A 17404-nucleotide genomic window follows, 5' to 3' on the forward strand; every position below is an offset into this window, starting at 1 on the left:
TCTCCGAAAAAGCAGGCATGTTGTCATAGGACATATGATAGGATAGCAGGTAAGGGGGGATAAGATGACAGATACAACGTTCAAACTCATTGCCATACTAATTTACTTGGCGCTAATGCTGTTCATCGGCTGGTACGGTTACCGGAAAACAGCGAATCTGTCCGATTATATGTTGGGTGGACGCCAGCTCGGTCCGGCCGTCAGTGCGCTGAGCGCCGGTGCTTCAGACATGTCAGGATGGCTCCTGATGGGATTCCCGGGTGCGATTTACCTGTCAGGCCTGGGGGAGGCTTGGATCGGAATTGGCCTGACGATCGGGGCATATCTGAATTGGCTTTACGTGGCACCAAGACTTCGGGTGTATACCCAGGTATCTGCGGATTCCATCACCATTCCAAGTTATCTGCAGAGCCGGCTTAAAGACCGCTCGTCACTTCTTCGGATCGCCTCGGGTATCATTATTCTGGCCTTCTTCACCTTTTACGTGTCATCGGGCATGGTTGCAGGGGGCGTCTTTTTCCAGAGCTCGTTTGGACTCAGCTATCATACAGGTCTGATTGTCGTTTCTGCAGTCGTCCTGGCTTATACGCTCTTTGGCGGGTTCCTGGCAGTCAGCTATACGGACTTTGTACAGGGGCTCATCATGTTTGCAGCACTTATTCTGGTGCCGGTTGTCGGTGTCTTTATCACCGGTGGACCGGCAGAGACGCTGTCGAGTATCCGGGAAGCCAGTCCTGATCATTTGAGCCTGATTGCGGGAACTACTGCAGCCGGGATCATTTCTTCCATAGCCTGGGGACTTGGTTACTTTGGCCAGCCGCATATTATTGTCCGCTTCATGGCCATCCGGACAGTGAAAGAAACCCGCTCGGCCCGGCGGATCGGCATCGGGTGGATGCTTCTCAGCCTGCTTGGGGCGACAGCGACTGCTCTGGTTGGCGTCGCGTATTTCCAGCAGAATCCGAACGTGTCACTCACGGATCCAGAAGCTGTTTTCATTGATCTCGGCCAGATTATTTTCCACCCGTTTATTGCAGGTGTCATTCTGGCAGCTGTATTGGCAGCGATCATGAGTACGATATCCTCACAGCTGCTGGTCACGTCTTCTGCTCTTGTCGAAGATATCTATAAAGCGGTCTTCAGGTCCGATGCGCCTGAGCAGCGATATGTATGGTATGGACGCATCGCCGTACTATTAACTGCAGTTATCGCGTTCATCCTTTCATGGGAACAGAATGACACCATTCTTAAGCTCGTATCATTTGCATGGGCAGGTTTTGGTGCGGCGTTTGGTCCGATTATTCTGCTATCGCTTTACTGGCGCAAGTTGACTGCCCAGGGAGCGCTGTGGGGCATGATCACCGGAGCCATCGTCGTCATGATCTGGGGCAATGTCGATGCGCTGACGGGTATGCTTTATGAGATTGTGCCGGGCTTCATCTTAAGCCTTCTGGTGGCTGTTCTGGCGAGCAATGCGACCTACCGGCCGAATGAAGAAATTGAGCGTGAATTCAACGAAACGCTCGAGACACTTGAGCGTGATCAGAAATAAGCAAGTATCCGGGGAGCCATTGGTTTCCCGGATCTTTTAATGTGAAACAAAAAACCGATCCGGCAATCGGCCGGATCGGTTTCACTTTATTTTTTGGAGCGCTCCACTTTTTCTTTTTTCGACAGGTTCTCAAGTCTCTGGAACCGGTTAAGGTCCCGCTTGCGAATCGGCAAAGGTTCTCTTTTCAGCAAAATGATCATCGAGAACATCAGCATGATGAGGATGATACCGAATGGCAGAGCCGAGGCGAGCGATGCGGTCTCCAGTCCATTGATACCTCCTGTGAAGAGGAGTACGCCTGCGATGGAGCCCATCAGAACGCCCCAGATCAGCTTGGCAGGCATCTTTGGATTCAGTGAACCGCCGGAAGTCATGCTCGCCAGGATGTATGTAGCGGAGTCGGCAGATGTCACGATGAAGGTGAAAATCAGCAGGATGGCAAGGACTGAAAGAAGGCCTGAGAACGGCAGAGTCTGCTCGAACGTCGTAAACAGGGCAGATGTCACGTCCTGGTTGACCATCTCCGCGATGTTCGTTCCGTTGTTCAGGTCACTGTAGATTGCTGTGCCCCCGAACACCGCCATCCAGAACATAGCGATGGCAGGCGGGATGATCAGTGTGCCGATAATGAATTCCCTGATAGTCCGGCCACGCGACACACGTGCGACAAATGCACCGATGAACGGCGACCAGGCCATAACCCATGCCCAGTAGAATACGGTCCATTCCTGGACCCAAAGCCTGTCCTTATAAGGCTCAAGCCGCAGGCTGTACTGAACAAAGTTCGTGATGTAGTCACCGAGCCCGACAACAAAGGTTTCAAGGATAAAGACAGTCGGTCCTGCAAAGAAGGTGAACAGCAGGAGGCCAAGGGCAAGCCCTAGGTTGAGGTTGCTGAGATAACGGATACCTTTGTGCAATCCGGTCGTCGATGACAACAGATAAGCGACCATCATGACCGCGATGATGCCGAGCTGGACATATGGAGAAATCTCAATGCCGGCGACAGCGTTTAGTCCGCCGTTCATCTGGAGTACACCCAATCCGATTGATGTAGCCATCCCCATGATTGTCGCAATCACGGCAAGGATGTCAATCGTGTTCTTGACCGGTTTCGACGATCCGACAATCGGCTCTAGGGCAGTTGAGATAAGACCGGTTTTCTTCTTGCGGAACTGGAGGAAAGCGATAACAAGTCCGGTGAGCGTAAACATGACCCACTGATGCATGCCCCAGTGGAACATTGAGTAGCCCATGGCATTGCGGGCGGTTTCTTCAGTCATCGGTTCCAGGTCTTCAAAAGCCGGATTGAACATATGGCTCATCGGCTCGGCTACGCCCCAGAAGACAAGCCCGGCACCAAAGCCGGCCGAAAACAGCATGGCAGTCCAGGTGAAAAATGAGAACTCGGGTTTTTCATCTTCTGCACCGAGACGGATACTGCCGTATTTACTGATTGCGATTCCCAATAAGAATACGATAAAGATAAAGACGGCCAGCAGATAGAACCAGCTGAATGTATCAATGGTGAAATCGTAGATCACGGTGGCGACCGATGCAAATCCATCCGGCACGACGGCTCCGATGACAACCAGAGCAAGAATAAATAATGCAGATACAACAAACACTGGATTTTTCCAATTTGATCTGTCCATGTTCCTCTCCTTCAGAAATTGTTTTATTATGTATTATCGACATAATAGATGTATACCCGAGGGTAACGAAGATGAACGGGGTCTTCAAGGCTAAAACGGAAATTGACGGAAAAGTTAGGTCTAATTGACTAGGTGTTTTCGGAAAAAATAGAAAGGAGAGGTTAAATTGAAACTTGACCATGCAGTTTATTTCAGCAATCAGACGCCCGAAGAGGATGCAAGAGCATGGAAGGAGCGGGGGATGAACGGTGCTCCGGGCGGAAGTCATGAGCAGTGGGGAACTCAGAATGCGCTTTACTACGTGCGGAATGCCTATATTGAAGCGTTGTCCGTTGAGAAGCCGGAAATCGCACAGACGACCCTTCAGCCCTTGGCGCGACTGCTGACCCATGACATGAAGCATTATGGACCCGGCTGGGGAACAATCTGTCTGCGCCCGGGTAATTTGTATCAGTTTGAAAAGCGATTAAATGAGCGTGGATACAAGACGACAGGCGTGCAGGAGGCATCCAGGCGGACTGCTTCGGGCAGCCTGCTCGAATGGAAACTGCTCTTCATCGACGAGGAGATCGGTGATGCTCTGCCGAATCCATTCTTTATCGACTGGGGCATGGAGGATGAGGTGCGTATGCAGCAACTGCTTGATGCAGGCACGATGCCGGAGGAAAACCTGTCGCATTGCCTGGAAGAAGTTGTTTTCAGCGTCCGGGATCCGCAAGCAACCGCACTCCGATGGGCAGAGATGCTCGGAACCAGCCGGCCGGAGAACAACCGGCTTACACTCGGGAATGCAGAAATTGTCTTTACACTGGGCGAAGGGCCGGAACGGCTCTCGGATGTCCGCATCTCACGCGACGGCATGCACTGAAGTGCTCCAGGACGGGTATACTTAGAGCAGGCAGCAATTACTGGAGGGGTTTTTATGGAACAAAGAATAGAACGCGCGGTGCTGGTCGGCGTCCGTCTCGACGACGATGGGCAATTTGATTATTCGATGGAGGAACTGGCCAGCCTGGCACAGGCCTGCGGCGTAGAAGTGTCGGGCACGGTCACCCAAAATCTCGAGCGTCCGAATCCGAGCCACTATATCGGATCGGGGAAGGTGAAGGAGATCCTCATGTTCCATGATGAGACGGATTCCAATCTTGTCATCTTCAATGATGAACTGTCTCCATCGCAGATCCGCAACCTCGAAACGGAGCTCGATACTAAGGTGATCGACCGGACGATGCTGATCCTGGATATTTTTGCGAGAAGGGCGAAGACACGGGAAGCGCAATTGCAGGTTGAGCTGGCTCAGCTGCAGTACATGCTTCCGCGACTTGTCGGCCTCCGGGCCTCGCTCAGCCGGCAGGCGGGTTCGACAGGCGGCGGCGTGGCGACGCGGGGTCCCGGTGAGACGAAGCTTGAACTTGACCGCCGGAGAATCGAGGATCAGATTGCACGCCTCCGCCGTGAACTGGAATCGGTGAAGAGCCACCGGGAGACGCAGCGGAAGCGGCGGGTAAAGCGTGATGTGCCGGTCGTCTCGCTTGTCGGCTACACGAATGCGGGCAAATCGACGATCATGAACGCCATGCTTGCCGGCATCGGGGACGGGGCGGGCAGGCATGTGCTCGAGCAGGACATGCTGTTTGCAACGCTGGATACCTCGGTTAGGAATATCCAGCTGCAGGATAACCGTGAGTTCCTTCTGACTGATACAGTCGGATTCGTCGGCAAACTGCCCCATCATCTCGTGAAGGCTTTCCGTTCGACACTCGAGGAGGCGGCGGATGCCGACGTGCTCCTGCATGTCGTCGATGTGTCCCACCCGGAGCACCGCTACATGATGGACGTCACCGAGGACACGCTTGCGGACATCGGCATCGAAGGTATACCGGAAATCCAGGTTTACAATAAGTCCGACCTGGCAGGCCTGGAGCATCCCCGAAAGCAGGGGGACGGCATCTGGATCTCGGCCAAGCAATCTGATGATATCTCAGTGTTATTGGAAATGATCGCTTCAAAAATATTCGGTGACCAGGTACGGGTCAACCTGCTGATCCCATTTGGCCGGGGGGATATCGTCTCTTATCTGAATGAGCATGCAGATGTGAAGGAAACCGAGTACACGGAAGATGGCACTCTCATCGATGTAGAACTGAGGGAAGCCGACCGGGAACGCTTTAGTGAATTCATCGCTCCGCCAGAGACGGCAGAATGATTCTCGATATCTTCATCAACAAAAAACTCCCTGCCGCAAAGGCGGAAGGGAGTTTTTTCAGGGATTACTCTGAAAGGGTCACGTCTTTCAGCTGATAGTAGCCGCTGGCATCGACGCTGAACCCTTCAACATTGTTGGCAACACCGGTCAGGTACTCCTGGTGGTGAATGTAGGAGATCGGAGTTTCTTCAATCAGGATCTGCTGTAGCTGGTCGTAGATCTCTTTGCGCTTCGCTTCATCGATTTCTGCGCGGCCGGCATCCAGAAGCTTGTCGACTTCAGGATTGCCGTAGAATGCCTTGTTTGCTCCTGTTCCTTTTTGTGTCGAATGGAAGAGGGAGTAGAGTCCGTTGTCAGCGTCACCGGTCGCGTTGGACCAGCCCAGCTGGTACATGTCCTGGTCTCCGGCTGTCAGGGTCTCCAGATAGGAGCCGAACTCCATCTGCTCGACTTTGACGTCGATGTTCAGTTCCTTGAGCTTCTGCTGGAGGAGGACAGCGATATCGATCCGCTGCGGGTTATCATTGGTGATGATGGTCGTCTCGAAGCCGTCGCCGTATCCGGCTTCTTCAAGGAGTTTTTTCGCTTCTTCCGGATTGTATCCGAGGCCTTTGATGTTTTTATCATAAGCGAAGGTGCCAGGGGATAGCGGACCGTGGGCAGGAACGCCATAACCTTCATAGATGCCGTTTACGATCTCTTCGTTGTCGATCATCATCGAGATGGCCTGACGGACGCGGACATCGTTGAACGGTTCTTTTTCTGTGTTGAATCCGACAAACGACAAGGCGCGGGAAAGCTGCTTGTTGACGGTTCCGTAATCGCCGCCTTCAATCTGTGCCACTTCGTTCGGCTGGAGCGGGTCGATAATATGGGCATTGCCGGTTTCGAGTTCTGCAAGGCGTGTCGCGCTTTCCGGAATGACCTTGAATGTAACGGAGTCCACTTTAGGCGCGTCGTTCCAGTAGTCTTCGTTTTTCGCGAGTTTGACGGCAACACCCGGATCCCAGCTTTCGAATTTGAAGAAACCGGTGCCGACCGGGTGTTGGTTAATGGCAGAGCCCGGCTCTTCACCATTTTCCATCGCGGCATAGTCCTCATCGATCAGTTTAGGGCTGATGATGGCACCGCCGGAGTGGGACAGGTGGGAGAGGAGCGGCGAGAACGGATAAGCCGTTTTGATCTGTACAGTGTGGTCATCGATGACTTCCACACTCTCAAGCATTTCATACAGATAGGCTTTCCCGGATGCCACTTTCGGGTCGCGTACACGGTCGAAGGTCTTCTTGACCGCTTCAGCGGTGAAATCTGTTCCGTCGTGGAATTTCACTCCTTCACGGAGCTTGAACTCCCACGTCGTCTCATCGATCGTTTTCCACTCTGTCGCCAGGCTTGGAACGATTTCATTTTCGTCGTTCAGTTCGACAAGCGTGTCGAAAAGATTGTTATGGATATTGTTGGACGGAACATCGTTCGAGCCCTGAGGATCCAGTGTCGAGGCATCCGACAGAACCGCCAGAATCAGGTCTCCGCCGGCTGCCGTGCCGCCTTCTCCTGAGCTGCTGTCATCACCGGCGTCATCTTGGCTGCCGCCGGCACATGCTGCAAGGAACATGGACAGCACGAGGGTGAGGATCAGGAGCAGTTTTGTGTTTTTTCTCATGTTGTTTCCCCCTTTGTCATCGCTTTTTATCGTTAAATGCGATATTTCTGAAATATATCACACAAACCTGACGGGAACAATAGAGATTCAACAGCTAAAAATTCCTGAAAATATGGACAGCGTTTTCAAAGCTATAAAGAGTCTGGCTTCTTCCTTTTTAAAAAATTACAAACACAAAAGAGCCCTCCCGCAAAAGTGGGAGGGCTCTCGTCCGGATTACTCGGACAGTGTAACGTTCTTCAGCTGGTAGATACCGGATGTGTCGATATCGAAGCCTTCGACGCCGTTAGCAAGACCTGTCAGGTACTCCTGGTGGTGGATATAAACCATTGGCGCGTCTTCGATCAGATGCTCCTGGACCTTGTTGTAGATCTCAGTACGGGCATCAGGATCGGTTTCCTGACGGCCTTCGTCAAGAAGTTTGTCGACTTCAGGGTTCTCGTAGAACGAGCGGTTGCCCGGGTCGCCCTTCTGGGACGAGTGGAAGAGGGCATACATGCCGTAGTCCGCGTCGCCTGTCGGGTTGGACCATCCGAGGATGAACATGTCATGTTCGCCTGCAGCCGTCTGGTCGAGGTACGTACCGAATTCCATCTGTTCAATCTGGACATCGATGCCTACCGCTTTCAGCTCCTGCTGGAGAAGGACTGCTGCGTCGACACGCTGCGGGTTGTCGTTTGTCCAGATAGTTGTGGAGAAGCCGTCAGCATAGCCTGCTTCTTCAAGCAGCTTTTTCGCTTCTTCAACGTTGTACTCAAGTGGCTTTGCGTCTTCATTGTAACCGAAGATACCAGGCGCCAGAGGGCCTTTTGCCGGGATACCGAATCCTTCGTAAACACCGGAGATGATGTCATCCTTGTTTACAAGCATCGAGATCGCCTGACGTACGCGGACGTCGTTGAATGGCTCTTTTTCTGTGTTGAAGCCGATGTACGAGAGGCTCGAGGATGGCTTCTGGTGTACCGTTCCGTTGCCGGAGTCATTGATCTGCTGAACTTCGTTCGGCTGAACCGGGTCGATGATGTGAGCGTTGCCCGTTTCGAGCTCTGCCACACGAGTCGCCGCTTCAGGGACGACCTTGAATGTGACTGAGTCGACCTTAGCCGGTTCGTTCCAGTAGTCTTCGTTCTTCGTGAGCTTGATCTCAGAGCCCGGGTTCCAGCTTTCAAACTTGAAGTAGCCGGTGCCTACTGGGTTCTCGGAGATGACGGAGCCAGGCTCTTCGCCGTTCTCCATTGCCGCATAGTCCTCATCGATGGACTTAGGGCTGATGATGCTGCCGCCATTATGGGACAGGTGAGCAAGGAGTGGTGCGAACGGATACGCTGTCTTGATCTGGACAGTGTAGTCATCCACAACATCCACGCTCTCGATCATTTCAAAGAGGAAGAAGCGAGGCGATGCGATTTCAGGATCGCGTACGCGGTCAAGGCTTTTCTTGACTGCATCAGCGGTGAATGCTTCACCGTCATGGAAGGTAACGCCTTCCTGGAGTTTGAATTCCCAAGTTGTATCGTCGATTGCGTTCCATTCCGTCGCGAGGCCAGGCTCGATTTCGTTGTCGTCGTTACGGTTGACGAGTGTTTCGAAAATATTGGCCTGGATGTTAGAGGACGGAACATCGTTCGATCCTGCCGGGTCAAGAGAAGAAGCATCGGAAAGGACAGCAAGGATCAGGTCTCCGCCTTCGCCGCCACCATCAGTGGTGCCTTCTTCGCCTTGGTTGCCATCGTCTTTGCCGCTGTCGCTGTCGGAAGCGCTATCATCTCCGCCGCCGGCACATGCCGCGAGGAACATGGAGACGACGAGCAGCAAGATCAAGAGCAACAAAGAGCTGCGCTTATTCTTCATGTAATTTCTCCCCCTATTATGTTTTTGATATTGCGCAATCGACCGCAATATTCAGAAAGAATATACCATACCAAATTGTTGAAGACAATAGTTGTTCTAAGAAAACGCTGAAGGTTCGTGCCATACATGTACAGTGCCGCCGATGCTTCACTCTGATAGTGCAAAAAAGACAATTTGAAAGTATACCAATTTGCCTTTCTTTTTATACTTTTCCGTCATTAAATATAAAGTGTCGAATTTGCATTATTCATGTTAAACTATCGATTAGTGTAATTGAGAAAAAGGCGGCATCCGAATGCCGTCCTGGGGAAAGAGGGATCAATATGTCTGAGCAAACAGCCGGAGCCTCCAAGAGTGAAAGGGCTTACAATCCTCGCCTCGAACTTTATAAAGGCTTTTGGAAGCGATTCAAAAAGAACAAATCGGCTCTTGTTGGCGGAATTGTTGTGCTGTTTTTCATTTTCCTGGCCATTTTCGGGCCGATGCTGGTCAGCACCGACCCGAACGCCACGGATATCACCAATAAGCTGCAGCCTCCATCCGCGGAAAACTGGTTCGGAACGGATAACTACGGTCGTGATATTTTCTCGCGGATTATCCACGGGACAGGCCTTACCCTGATCGTCGGGTTTGTCTCTGTCATGATCGGCGGAATCATCGGTGTCCTGTTCGGGATTGTCGCCGGCTATTACGGCGGCAGGATCGATACGATTATTATGCGTATCATGGACATTCTTCTCGCCTTCCCGGGGATTCTCCTCGCTCTTGCGATTGTGAGTGTCCTGGGCGGCAGTATCCAGAATATGATCATCGCGATCGGGATTTTCTCGATCCCGGCATTTGCCCGGATCGTTCGCGGATCGACCTTGTCTGTCCGCCGCCTTGAGTACATCGACGCCATGAGGGCGCTCGGTGCATCCGACTTCCGGATCATCTTCAAGCATGTCCTGCCTAACGTCCTGTCGCCGATCATTGTCCAGGCGACGCTCAGGATCGCGACCGCGGTCCTGACTGCAGCCGGCCTGTCGTTCCTCGGCCTCGGTGCGCAGCCGCCGACACCTGAGTGGGGCGCCATGCTTTCTGCCGGACGTTCGTACATGGCGGAGTCGCCGCACATGATTCTAATTCCGGGGATTGCCATCGTCCTCGTCGTTCTTGCATTCAATATCTTCGGTGACGGGCTGCGCGATGCGCTTGACCCGAAAGCGAACAAATAAGGAGGGGGAAGCGAAATGCTAAAATACATCATCCGGCGGGTCCTCCAGACCATTCCGGTACTGATCGGTGTCTCCATTCTCGTCTTCTCCCTGATGCACCTGATCCCGGGCAACCCGGCCCAGATCATCGCAGGGGAAGGCGCTTCGGAACAGACAGTCAGGCAGATCGAGGAACGCCTCGGCCTGAATGACCCGATCCATATTCAATACTTCAACTATATGAGCGGCGTCCTTCAGGGCGACCTCGGAAATTCCGTCCGGAGCGGCCGTGCCGTTTCCGATGAGATCGGGGCCCGGTTCTGGGTCACGGTGGAATTATCATTCTATGCCACAATCCTCGCCGTCTTTATCGGGCTGATGGCGGGGATCATATCGGCGGTACGGCGCTATACCGTAGCCGATACGGCCATCATGGTTATCGCCCTGTTCGGGTTATCCATGCCGAACTTCTGGCTCGGACTCGTACTGATTGACTGGTTCGCCGTCGGGGCGGGCTGGCTGCCGGAATGGGCGAAACTGCGTCCGTCCGGCTGGGGCGACAGCTGGCGGCAGGTGATTCTTCCGGTGATCACGCTGGGAACCGGCGGAGCGGCGATCATCGCCCGGATGACGCGCTCTTCGATGCTTGAAGTCATTAACCAAGACTATATCCGGACAGCACGCGCCAAAGGACTCACCGACCGTATCGTCACGTACCGGCACGCGCTGAAGAACGCGCTTATTCCGGTTGTCACCGTAGTCGGTCTCGAGTTCGGCGGTTTCCTTGGCGGAGCGGTCCTGACAGAGACGATCTTTGCCATCAACGGCATGGGCCGCCTCACAGTGCAGGCCATCACCCAGCGGGACTTCCCGATTGTTCAGGGTGCGGTGCTCGTTCTGTCTGTCCTGTTCGTCTTCGTTAACTTGATAGTCGATATCTCATATAAGCTGCTCAACAAGCGGATCGACCTGAACTGATCGGTCCCGGCCAACGGCCCAAGGAGGAAAGATCATTGGAAGAAACGATATTGGATGTGCGCGGATTGCGCACCTCTTTCTTCACGGACGAGGGGGAAGTCAAGGCCGTCGACGGCGTGAGCTTCTCCGTCCCGAAAGGTAAAACAATAGGAATCGTGGGCGAGTCGGGCTCCGGCAAAAGTATCACCTCTTTGTCGATCCTCCGGCTTCTCGCGGAAAATGGCAAAGTGGTCGACGGGGAAGTCCTCTTCAAGGGGGAGAACATCCTCGACTACTCCGAAAAGCAAATGCGTGGGCTGCGGGGAAACAAAATCTCGATGATATTCCAGGAACCGATGACCTCGCTGAACCCGGTCTTCACGGTCGGCCAGCAAATTTCGGAATCTCTTACTACCCACCAGGGCATGAACAAAAAACAGGCGATGGCAAAATCTGTCGACCTGCTGAAGCTGGTCGGTATCCCGTCTCCTGAAAAGCGAGTTACGCAATATCCTTATGAACTGTCAGGTGGTATGCGTCAGCGTGTCATGATCGCCATGGCGCTTGCCTGCAACCCTGAAATCCTCGTCGCGGACGAGCCGACAACCGCGCTCGACGTGACGATCCAAGCACAGATCCTCGGCCTGATCAAGGATCTCCAGAACCGTCTCGGCATGTCTGTGATTTTCATTACCCACGACCTTGGTGTCGTTGCGGAAACTTGCGACTATGTGGCGGTCATGTACGCAGGCCAGGTCGTCGAATATAGTGATGTACGGACACTATTCCGCCGGCCGCGACACCCGTATACGATCGGGCTGCTGAAATCGTTGCCGCGGCCTGACGCGGATCAGGAAAAACTTGTCCCGATCCACGGCATGGTCCCGTCACCGTTCAAGATGCCGACAGGCTGCCGGTTTGCGCCTCGCTGTCCGGCGGCGACGGATCTGTGCCGCGAAAAACTGCCTGACCTGTTCGATGACGGGGAAGGCAACCAGGTCCGCTGCTGGATCTACGATGAAGAATGGCCGGGGCCAAAGGAGGTGGATGTCTTTGGAGAAGAAAGAATTGCTAAAGGTTGAGGGACTGAAGCAGTATTTCCCGATCAAAGGGGGCTTCTTCGGACGTACGGTCAACCACGTCAAGGCGGTCGACGACATCAGCTTCACGGTATATGAAGGGGAGACGGTCAGTATCGTCGGCGAGTCCGGATGCGGTAAGTCCACAACCGGACGTGCCATCCTCCGACTTGAGGAGCCATCAGATGGCAAGGTCTATTTTGAAGGCACCGACCTCGCTTCACTGTCAAAGTCGGAAATGCGGAAACACCGGAAGGATCTCCAGATCATCTTCCAGGATCCGTATGCCTCAATCAACCCGCGCCAGGCGGTTTCGGATGTCCTCAATGAAGCCATGGAAATCCAGAATGTGCTTCCGAGAAAAGAACGGCGCAAGCGAATCATCGAACTGCTTGAAACAGTCGGGCTCAATGGCAGCCAGGCAGACCGTTTCCCGCATGAATTCTCCGGAGGGCAGCGCCAGCGGATCGGCATTGCCCGCGCGCTATCTGTAAACCCTAAGCTCATCATCTGTGACGAAGCCGTATCGGCACTTGACGTTTCAATCCAGGCGCAGGTGCTGAACCTGCTGGACGAGCTGCAGGAAGAGTATGGTCTCACTTATCTGTTCATCTCCCATGACCTCGGCGTCGTCCGCCACATTTCGGACCGCGTCATCGTCATGTACCTCGGGAAGATCATGGAGATCGGGGACAAAAAGTCGATTTTTGATAACCCGAAACACCCGTATACGAAAGCGCTGCTGTCGGCGATCCCTGTGCCGGATCCGGATCGCGAACGGGAACATATCGTTCTCCGCGGAGACGTGCCTTCCCCGATCGATCCGCCGACGGGCTGCCGCTTCCATACCCGCTGCCCGTTCGCCCAGGACAAATGCCGGACAGATGTTCCTGAACTCAAGGTGCATGACGGTATGCGCGAAGGCCACGAAGCTGCCTGCCATTTCGTCGAAGAGATCGAAAGCGGCCAGCTCAAACCGAACTATATGGAAACTGCATCCTTCTAAGGATCCAAACCCGCTGCCGGAAAGGCAGCGGGTTTTCTTTTGGGAAGAAGGAGAGTTGCAACAAGGGGTGAGGAGTTGAAGTATGGGCAGTGAAATTGAAACAAGGAAATTGGATAGAGAGCCCGGACCTGCAACATACGAAACGGACGTACAGCAATAAATTCCGCCAATCAAAAATCCCCGCTCCGTCACCCGGAGCGGGGGCTCAAAAACACTGATTACAAGACCCACATGCCGACGAGGCCGCAGAGGACGCCGAGCAAGATGACGGCTGCGCCGACGAACCAGAGGACTTTCCTCGGGAACGCACCCGCGACGAGGATCAGCGATGGCAGGCTGATGGCCGGCAGGGTGATGAGCAGGGCAGCGGCAGGGCCTGTGCCGAGCCCGGCAGACATGAATGCCTGGATGATCGGGATTTCGGCCGCTGTCGGGATGACGAACAGCATGCCGCCGATCGCGAAGAGCAGGATCATGAGCAGCGAATTTCCTGATGCGCCTTCGAGCAACGGGAAAAGCCACGGGCGGATTGCCGCGATCAGCAGGACGGACAGGAAGTAGGCCGGGATGATGAACAGCGCCATACGGCCCATGCTTTTCAGCCAGCGGGAAAGGAAGCTGCCTTCTTCGGGAGCGGCCGCCGCTTCTGTTTCTTCAACTTTCCGGGCGAGTTCTTCAGGCGCCGGCTGCGGAGCGAAACGGTTCGCCAGGTAGCTGATGCCGAACACGAGCAGGATGCCGAAGACAGCACGCAGCAGGGTGAATTCCCAGGACAGGACGAACGTCATGAAAATGAGGACCGCCGGATTCAGCACCGGGTTACCGAGCCAGAAGGCAAGTGCCGCTCCGATCGAGACATTCTTTTTCCGGAGCCCCGCTGCGACGGGCGCCGCGCAGCACGTGCACATCATGCCGGGCAGGCTTGTGAGGCCGCCGATTGCGGTGCTGCCGAATGATGTCTTACCGAGTGTGCGAAGAAGCCAGTCTGCCGGAATCAGTACTTGGACAAGGGAGCCGAGGACAATCCCGAGAACGGCTGCTTTCCAGACGGCGAGAAAGTAAGTGACGGTGTACGACCATGTGCTTTCCCAGGAGAATGTCCCGGCTTCTGCCGGGTCCCCGAGGATGGAATCACCGATCGACTGTGTCGTGATGGCGGTGATGCTTTTGTCTACGTATGGAATCCATTTCACATAAGCAAGCCCGATAATGGCGACGAGCAGGAAGATGGCTACATATAAAATCGTCCGTTTTCTGTCGGACGGAGCAGTGGTGTTCAAGGTCAGGACCTCCTAAAAATGATAACCGGAATAGTATACCACTTTAATCCGGATTCTTCATAGCGAGAATGAAAATCCCCCGCATTTTAAGCGGGGGGATCCATCATGCTTCCTGGAACTGAATGTTGTGCAGGTTGGCGAAGACACCGCCTTTTTGGACGAGTTCTTCGTATTCTCCGTCTTCTGCGATTCCGTCCTTTGTCACGACGACAACACGGTCGGCGTTCCGGATCGTGGCCAGGCGATGGGCGATCACAAGGGTCGTACGGTTTTCGGACAGTTCCTCTAGGGATTGCTGGATGATTCGCTCCGTCTCGGTGTCCAGCGCGGAAGTGGCTTCATCCAGGATCAGGATCGGAGGGTTTTTCAGGAACATGCGGGCGATGGCCAGCCGCTGCTTCTGGCCGCCGGAAAGCTTTAGCCCGCGCTCGCCGATCTGAGTTTCATAGCCGTCCGGAAGCTCCGTGACGAATTCTTCAAGATGGGCTTTGCGTGCGGCTTCATAAACTTCCTCATCGGTTGCGCCCAGCTTTCCGTAGGCAATGTTCTCAAAAATGGTACCGGTGAAGAGGAACACATCCTGCTGTACGATTCCGATCTGGGAACGGAGCGAGCGCATCGTCATGTCGCGGACATCCATGCCGTCGATGGAAATCGAGCCGCTGTCGACATCATAGAAACGCGGAATAAGCGAGCAGATTGTCGTCTTCCCTGCACCCGAAGGGCCGACGAATGCGACGGTCTGCCCCGCCCGGATCGACAGGCTGATGTCATTCAGGACGGACTTCGAGCCGTCATAGGCGAATGCGACCCGGTCAAATCGGATATTGCCGTTCAGATGGGAAACTTCTACCGCATCGGGGCGGTCAAGCACTTCGGGTTCTTCATCCAGCAACTCGCGGAATCGCCGGAATCCGGCCATTCCTTTCGGGTACATTTCGAGAAGTGCAGCGATCTTGTCCACCGGCTTGATCAGAACGTTGACGAACAGAACGAAGCTGACAAGCTCTCCGTAGGACAGGCGGTCATTAAAGGTAAACCAGGCGCCTACCACAAGGACAAGCAGCGTAACGAGGCGGGTCATCATGTACATGCTGGAATGCGTCCAGGCCATGACTTTGTAGGCGGCAACCTTCGCGTGCCGGAAACGGCCGTTGTCACTGCGGAAGCGGGACATCTCGAATGATTCGTTCGTAAATGACTGCACGACGCGGACCCCGGAGACGCTGTCCTCAACCCGGGCATTTACATCGGCGATGCGGCTGTACATGTTGCGCCACGCTTTGTTCATCTTCGTATTACAGAATGTGATGACCGCGACGAGGAACGGGATCATGATGATCGTGATCAGCGCAAGCTCCGGATTGATCGTGTACATGATCGAGAAGGCCCCGATGATGGTCATGATGGCGATGAAGATGTCCTCAGGACCGTGGTGGGCAAGTTCGCCGATGTCGAACAGGTCGTTGGTGATGCGGCTCATGATGTGTCCGGTCTTCGTGTTATCGAAAAACCGGAACGACTGCCGCTGCACATGGTTGAACAGCTGCTGGCGCATGTCTGTCTCAATATTGATCCCGAGCTTGTGGCCAAGGTAAGCGACGATGAACTGCAGGAATGTACTGAGAAGATAGACACCGAGCAGCAGAAGGCTGACCCAGACAATCCGTCCCCAGTCCCCTGTCGGCAGCAGCTCATCGATGAACCACTGCACGGCGACTGGAAATGCAAGCTCGAGCAATGCGACAAAAACTGCGCTTGAGAAGTCAATCATGAACAGCCGCTTATGCGGTTTATAATAGGAAAAGAATTGCTTGAGCATGGGGATCCTCCATTCGGATACTTCGGCTTCCGTCATTATAGCCGAAGCAGAAAGATTCCGGAAGGCGTTGGGACTTTTGTCGGGTTTCAGCGAAAAGGCGGAACTTTCGCCGGGGTGTCGCCGTATTACGGACTGTACACAATCCAGAGAGGCGGTAATTCTATATGAAGAAACTCTTGATGGCCATGGCGGCCGGAACTCTGACACTTGGTCTGGCGGCGTGCGGCGAAACGGCCGAACCGACGGAAGGAACCCCGGAAGATAAGCAGAGCGACCTGACGGCGGAGGAAGTATACGAGAAAGCGCTGACCGCTTCCCAGGAAATGAAGAGCACCGAGGTGGCGCTCGAAATGGATCAGAAGATCTCAATACCTTCCCAGGAAGTGGAGATGAACACGAACACCAACTTGGATATGGAAATGACGCTGGATCCGATGGCACTGCATCAGAAAGGCACGATGGCCATGAGCGCCGCAGGCGGTGAAGAGATGTCGATGGAAATCGAAGCCTATATGACTGAAGACGGAACAATGTACTTGCTCGATCCGCAGGCTGGCCAGTGGATGAAGATGACCGGAGCGATTCCTGAGCTTGACCAACTGACCCAGAATCAGCCGGATCCATCTGAGCAGCTTGAACAGCTTCAGGAATATGCAAAAGACATGAAGTTCGAGCAAAACGAGAACGAGTACATCCTGAAGCTCACGGCTGACGGTGAGAAGTTCAATGATCTGATCAAGCAGACACTCCAGGAGCAGCTTCCGCCTGAAGCGCTCGAGCAGATGGGCGAAGAAGAGCAGAACGCACTAGAGAACATGAGCATCAATGAACTGGAGTACGAAATGTACGTTGACAAGGAAACTTTCAACATGACAGCGATGAACATGGTCATGGCGATGACGATGGAAGAGCAGGGTGAGGAACTCAACATCGATATGGATTCAAAGACAACCTACTCGAACATCAATGGAATCGAGAAAATCGAGATTCCTCAGGAAATCATCGACTCCGCAGTCGAACTCCCACAGCAATAATCACAAGAAAAACCGCAGCCGGGTGCTGCGGTTTTTCTTATGATTGTGAGATTTAAGCACTGTAATTCCGCCTGAACAAGCAGAAATGAATGTTGTCCGAAAA

At 53.8% G+C, this 17404-nt stretch carries 13 protein-coding genes; 8 read left to right on the plus strand and 5 right to left on the minus strand.

From position 1 onward, the window contains the following. Positions 1 to 64: 64 nt before the first annotated feature. Positions 65 to 1552 carry a sodium/proline symporter PutP gene (putP, locus tag BMX91_RS13250; protein WP_092055236.1) on the plus strand — a complete coding sequence of 496 codons (1488 nt, stop codon included), beginning with the start codon at positions 65 to 67 and terminating at the stop codon, positions 1550 to 1552. A gap of 86 nt (positions 1553 to 1638) precedes the next feature. Here putP and BMX91_RS13255 read toward each other — a convergent pair whose 3' ends face one another. Then, a complete protein-coding gene (locus BMX91_RS13255; RefSeq protein ID WP_092055238.1) occupies positions 1639 to 3207 on the minus strand; it encodes a BCCT family transporter in 1569 nt (522 codons plus the stop codon). A gap of 166 nt (positions 3208 to 3373) precedes the next feature. Between BMX91_RS13255 and BMX91_RS13260 the strand changes: the two genes are divergently transcribed. Continuing rightward, positions 3374 to 4075 carry a VOC family protein gene (locus tag BMX91_RS13260; protein ID WP_092055240.1) on the plus strand — a complete coding sequence of 234 codons (702 nt, stop codon included), beginning with the start codon at positions 3374 to 3376 and terminating at the stop codon, positions 4073 to 4075. Positions 4076 to 4129: 54 nt separating this feature from the next. Further along, the gene (gene hflX, locus BMX91_RS13265) at positions 4130 to 5413 is read left to right on the plus strand and encodes a GTPase HflX (RefSeq protein WP_092055243.1); all 1284 of its coding nucleotides are present in this window, start codon (positions 4130 to 4132) and stop codon (positions 5411 to 5413) included. A 64-nt stretch (positions 5414 to 5477) separates the two neighbouring features. Here hflX and BMX91_RS13270 read toward each other — a convergent pair whose 3' ends face one another. Together BMX91_RS13270 and BMX91_RS13275 are read right to left on the minus strand one after the other, a co-directional pair. After that, positions 5478 to 7076: a glutathione ABC transporter substrate-binding protein gene (locus BMX91_RS13270; RefSeq protein ID WP_092055246.1), complete on the minus strand. Its 1599-nt coding sequence runs from the start codon at positions 7074 to 7076 to the stop codon at positions 5478 to 5480. A 216-nt stretch (positions 7077 to 7292) separates the two neighbouring features. Beyond that, positions 7293 to 8927 (minus strand): glutathione ABC transporter substrate-binding protein, encoded by a 1635-nt coding sequence (locus BMX91_RS13275; protein ID WP_092055249.1) that lies wholly within the window; start codon positions 8925 to 8927, stop codon positions 7293 to 7295. 323 nt (positions 8928 to 9250) lie between these two features. On the opposite strand from BMX91_RS13275, the gene nikC reads away from it, so the two are divergent. The 4 genes from nikC to BMX91_RS13295 are packed head-to-tail and all read left to right on the plus strand — an operon-like array spanning position 9251 to position 13165. Continuing rightward, positions 9251 to 10144: a nickel transporter permease gene (gene nikC, locus BMX91_RS13280; protein WP_092055252.1), complete on the plus strand. Its 894-nt coding sequence runs from the start codon at positions 9251 to 9253 to the stop codon at positions 10142 to 10144. Between the two features lie 15 nt (positions 10145 to 10159). Continuing rightward, positions 10160 to 11101, plus strand: a complete 942-nt coding sequence (locus BMX91_RS13285; protein ID WP_092055254.1) for an ABC transporter permease — start codon at positions 10160 to 10162, stop codon at positions 11099 to 11101. Positions 11102 to 11136: 35 nt separating this feature from the next. After that, positions 11137 to 12162, plus strand: coding sequence for an ABC transporter ATP-binding protein (locus BMX91_RS13290; protein ID WP_092055256.1), 1026 nt, complete (start codon positions 11137 to 11139; stop codon positions 12160 to 12162). Continuing rightward, a complete protein-coding gene (locus BMX91_RS13295) occupies positions 12128 to 13165 on the plus strand; it encodes an ABC transporter ATP-binding protein (protein ID WP_092055259.1) in 1038 nt (345 codons plus the stop codon). Before BMX91_RS13290 ends, BMX91_RS13295 begins: the two co-directional genes overlap by 35 nt. A 218-nt stretch (positions 13166 to 13383) precedes the next feature. Here the strand turns inward: BMX91_RS13295 and BMX91_RS13300 are convergent, their stop codons facing one another. Then, entirely contained in the window at positions 13384 to 14445 is a 1062-nt protein-coding gene (locus BMX91_RS13300) for a permease (RefSeq protein WP_092055261.1), read from the minus strand. Between the two features lie 103 nt (positions 14446 to 14548). Continuing rightward, positions 14549 to 16267 (minus strand): ABC transporter ATP-binding protein, encoded by a 1719-nt coding sequence (locus BMX91_RS13305; RefSeq protein WP_092055262.1) that lies wholly within the window; start codon positions 16265 to 16267, stop codon positions 14549 to 14551. A 164-nt stretch (positions 16268 to 16431) separates the two neighbouring features. Here BMX91_RS13305 and BMX91_RS13310 point away from each other — a divergent pair, with 164 nt between their 5' ends. Next, a complete protein-coding gene (locus tag BMX91_RS13310) occupies positions 16432 to 17301 on the plus strand; it encodes a DUF6612 family protein (RefSeq protein WP_092055264.1) in 870 nt (289 codons plus the stop codon). Positions 17302 to 17404 lie beyond the last annotated feature (103 nt).

Origin of the sequence: Bhargavaea ginsengi (assembly GCF_900109165.1) — a bacterium.
In the GTDB taxonomy this organism is placed as follows: Bacteria; Bacillota; Bacilli; order Bacillales_A; family Planococcaceae; genus Bhargavaea; species Bhargavaea ginsengi.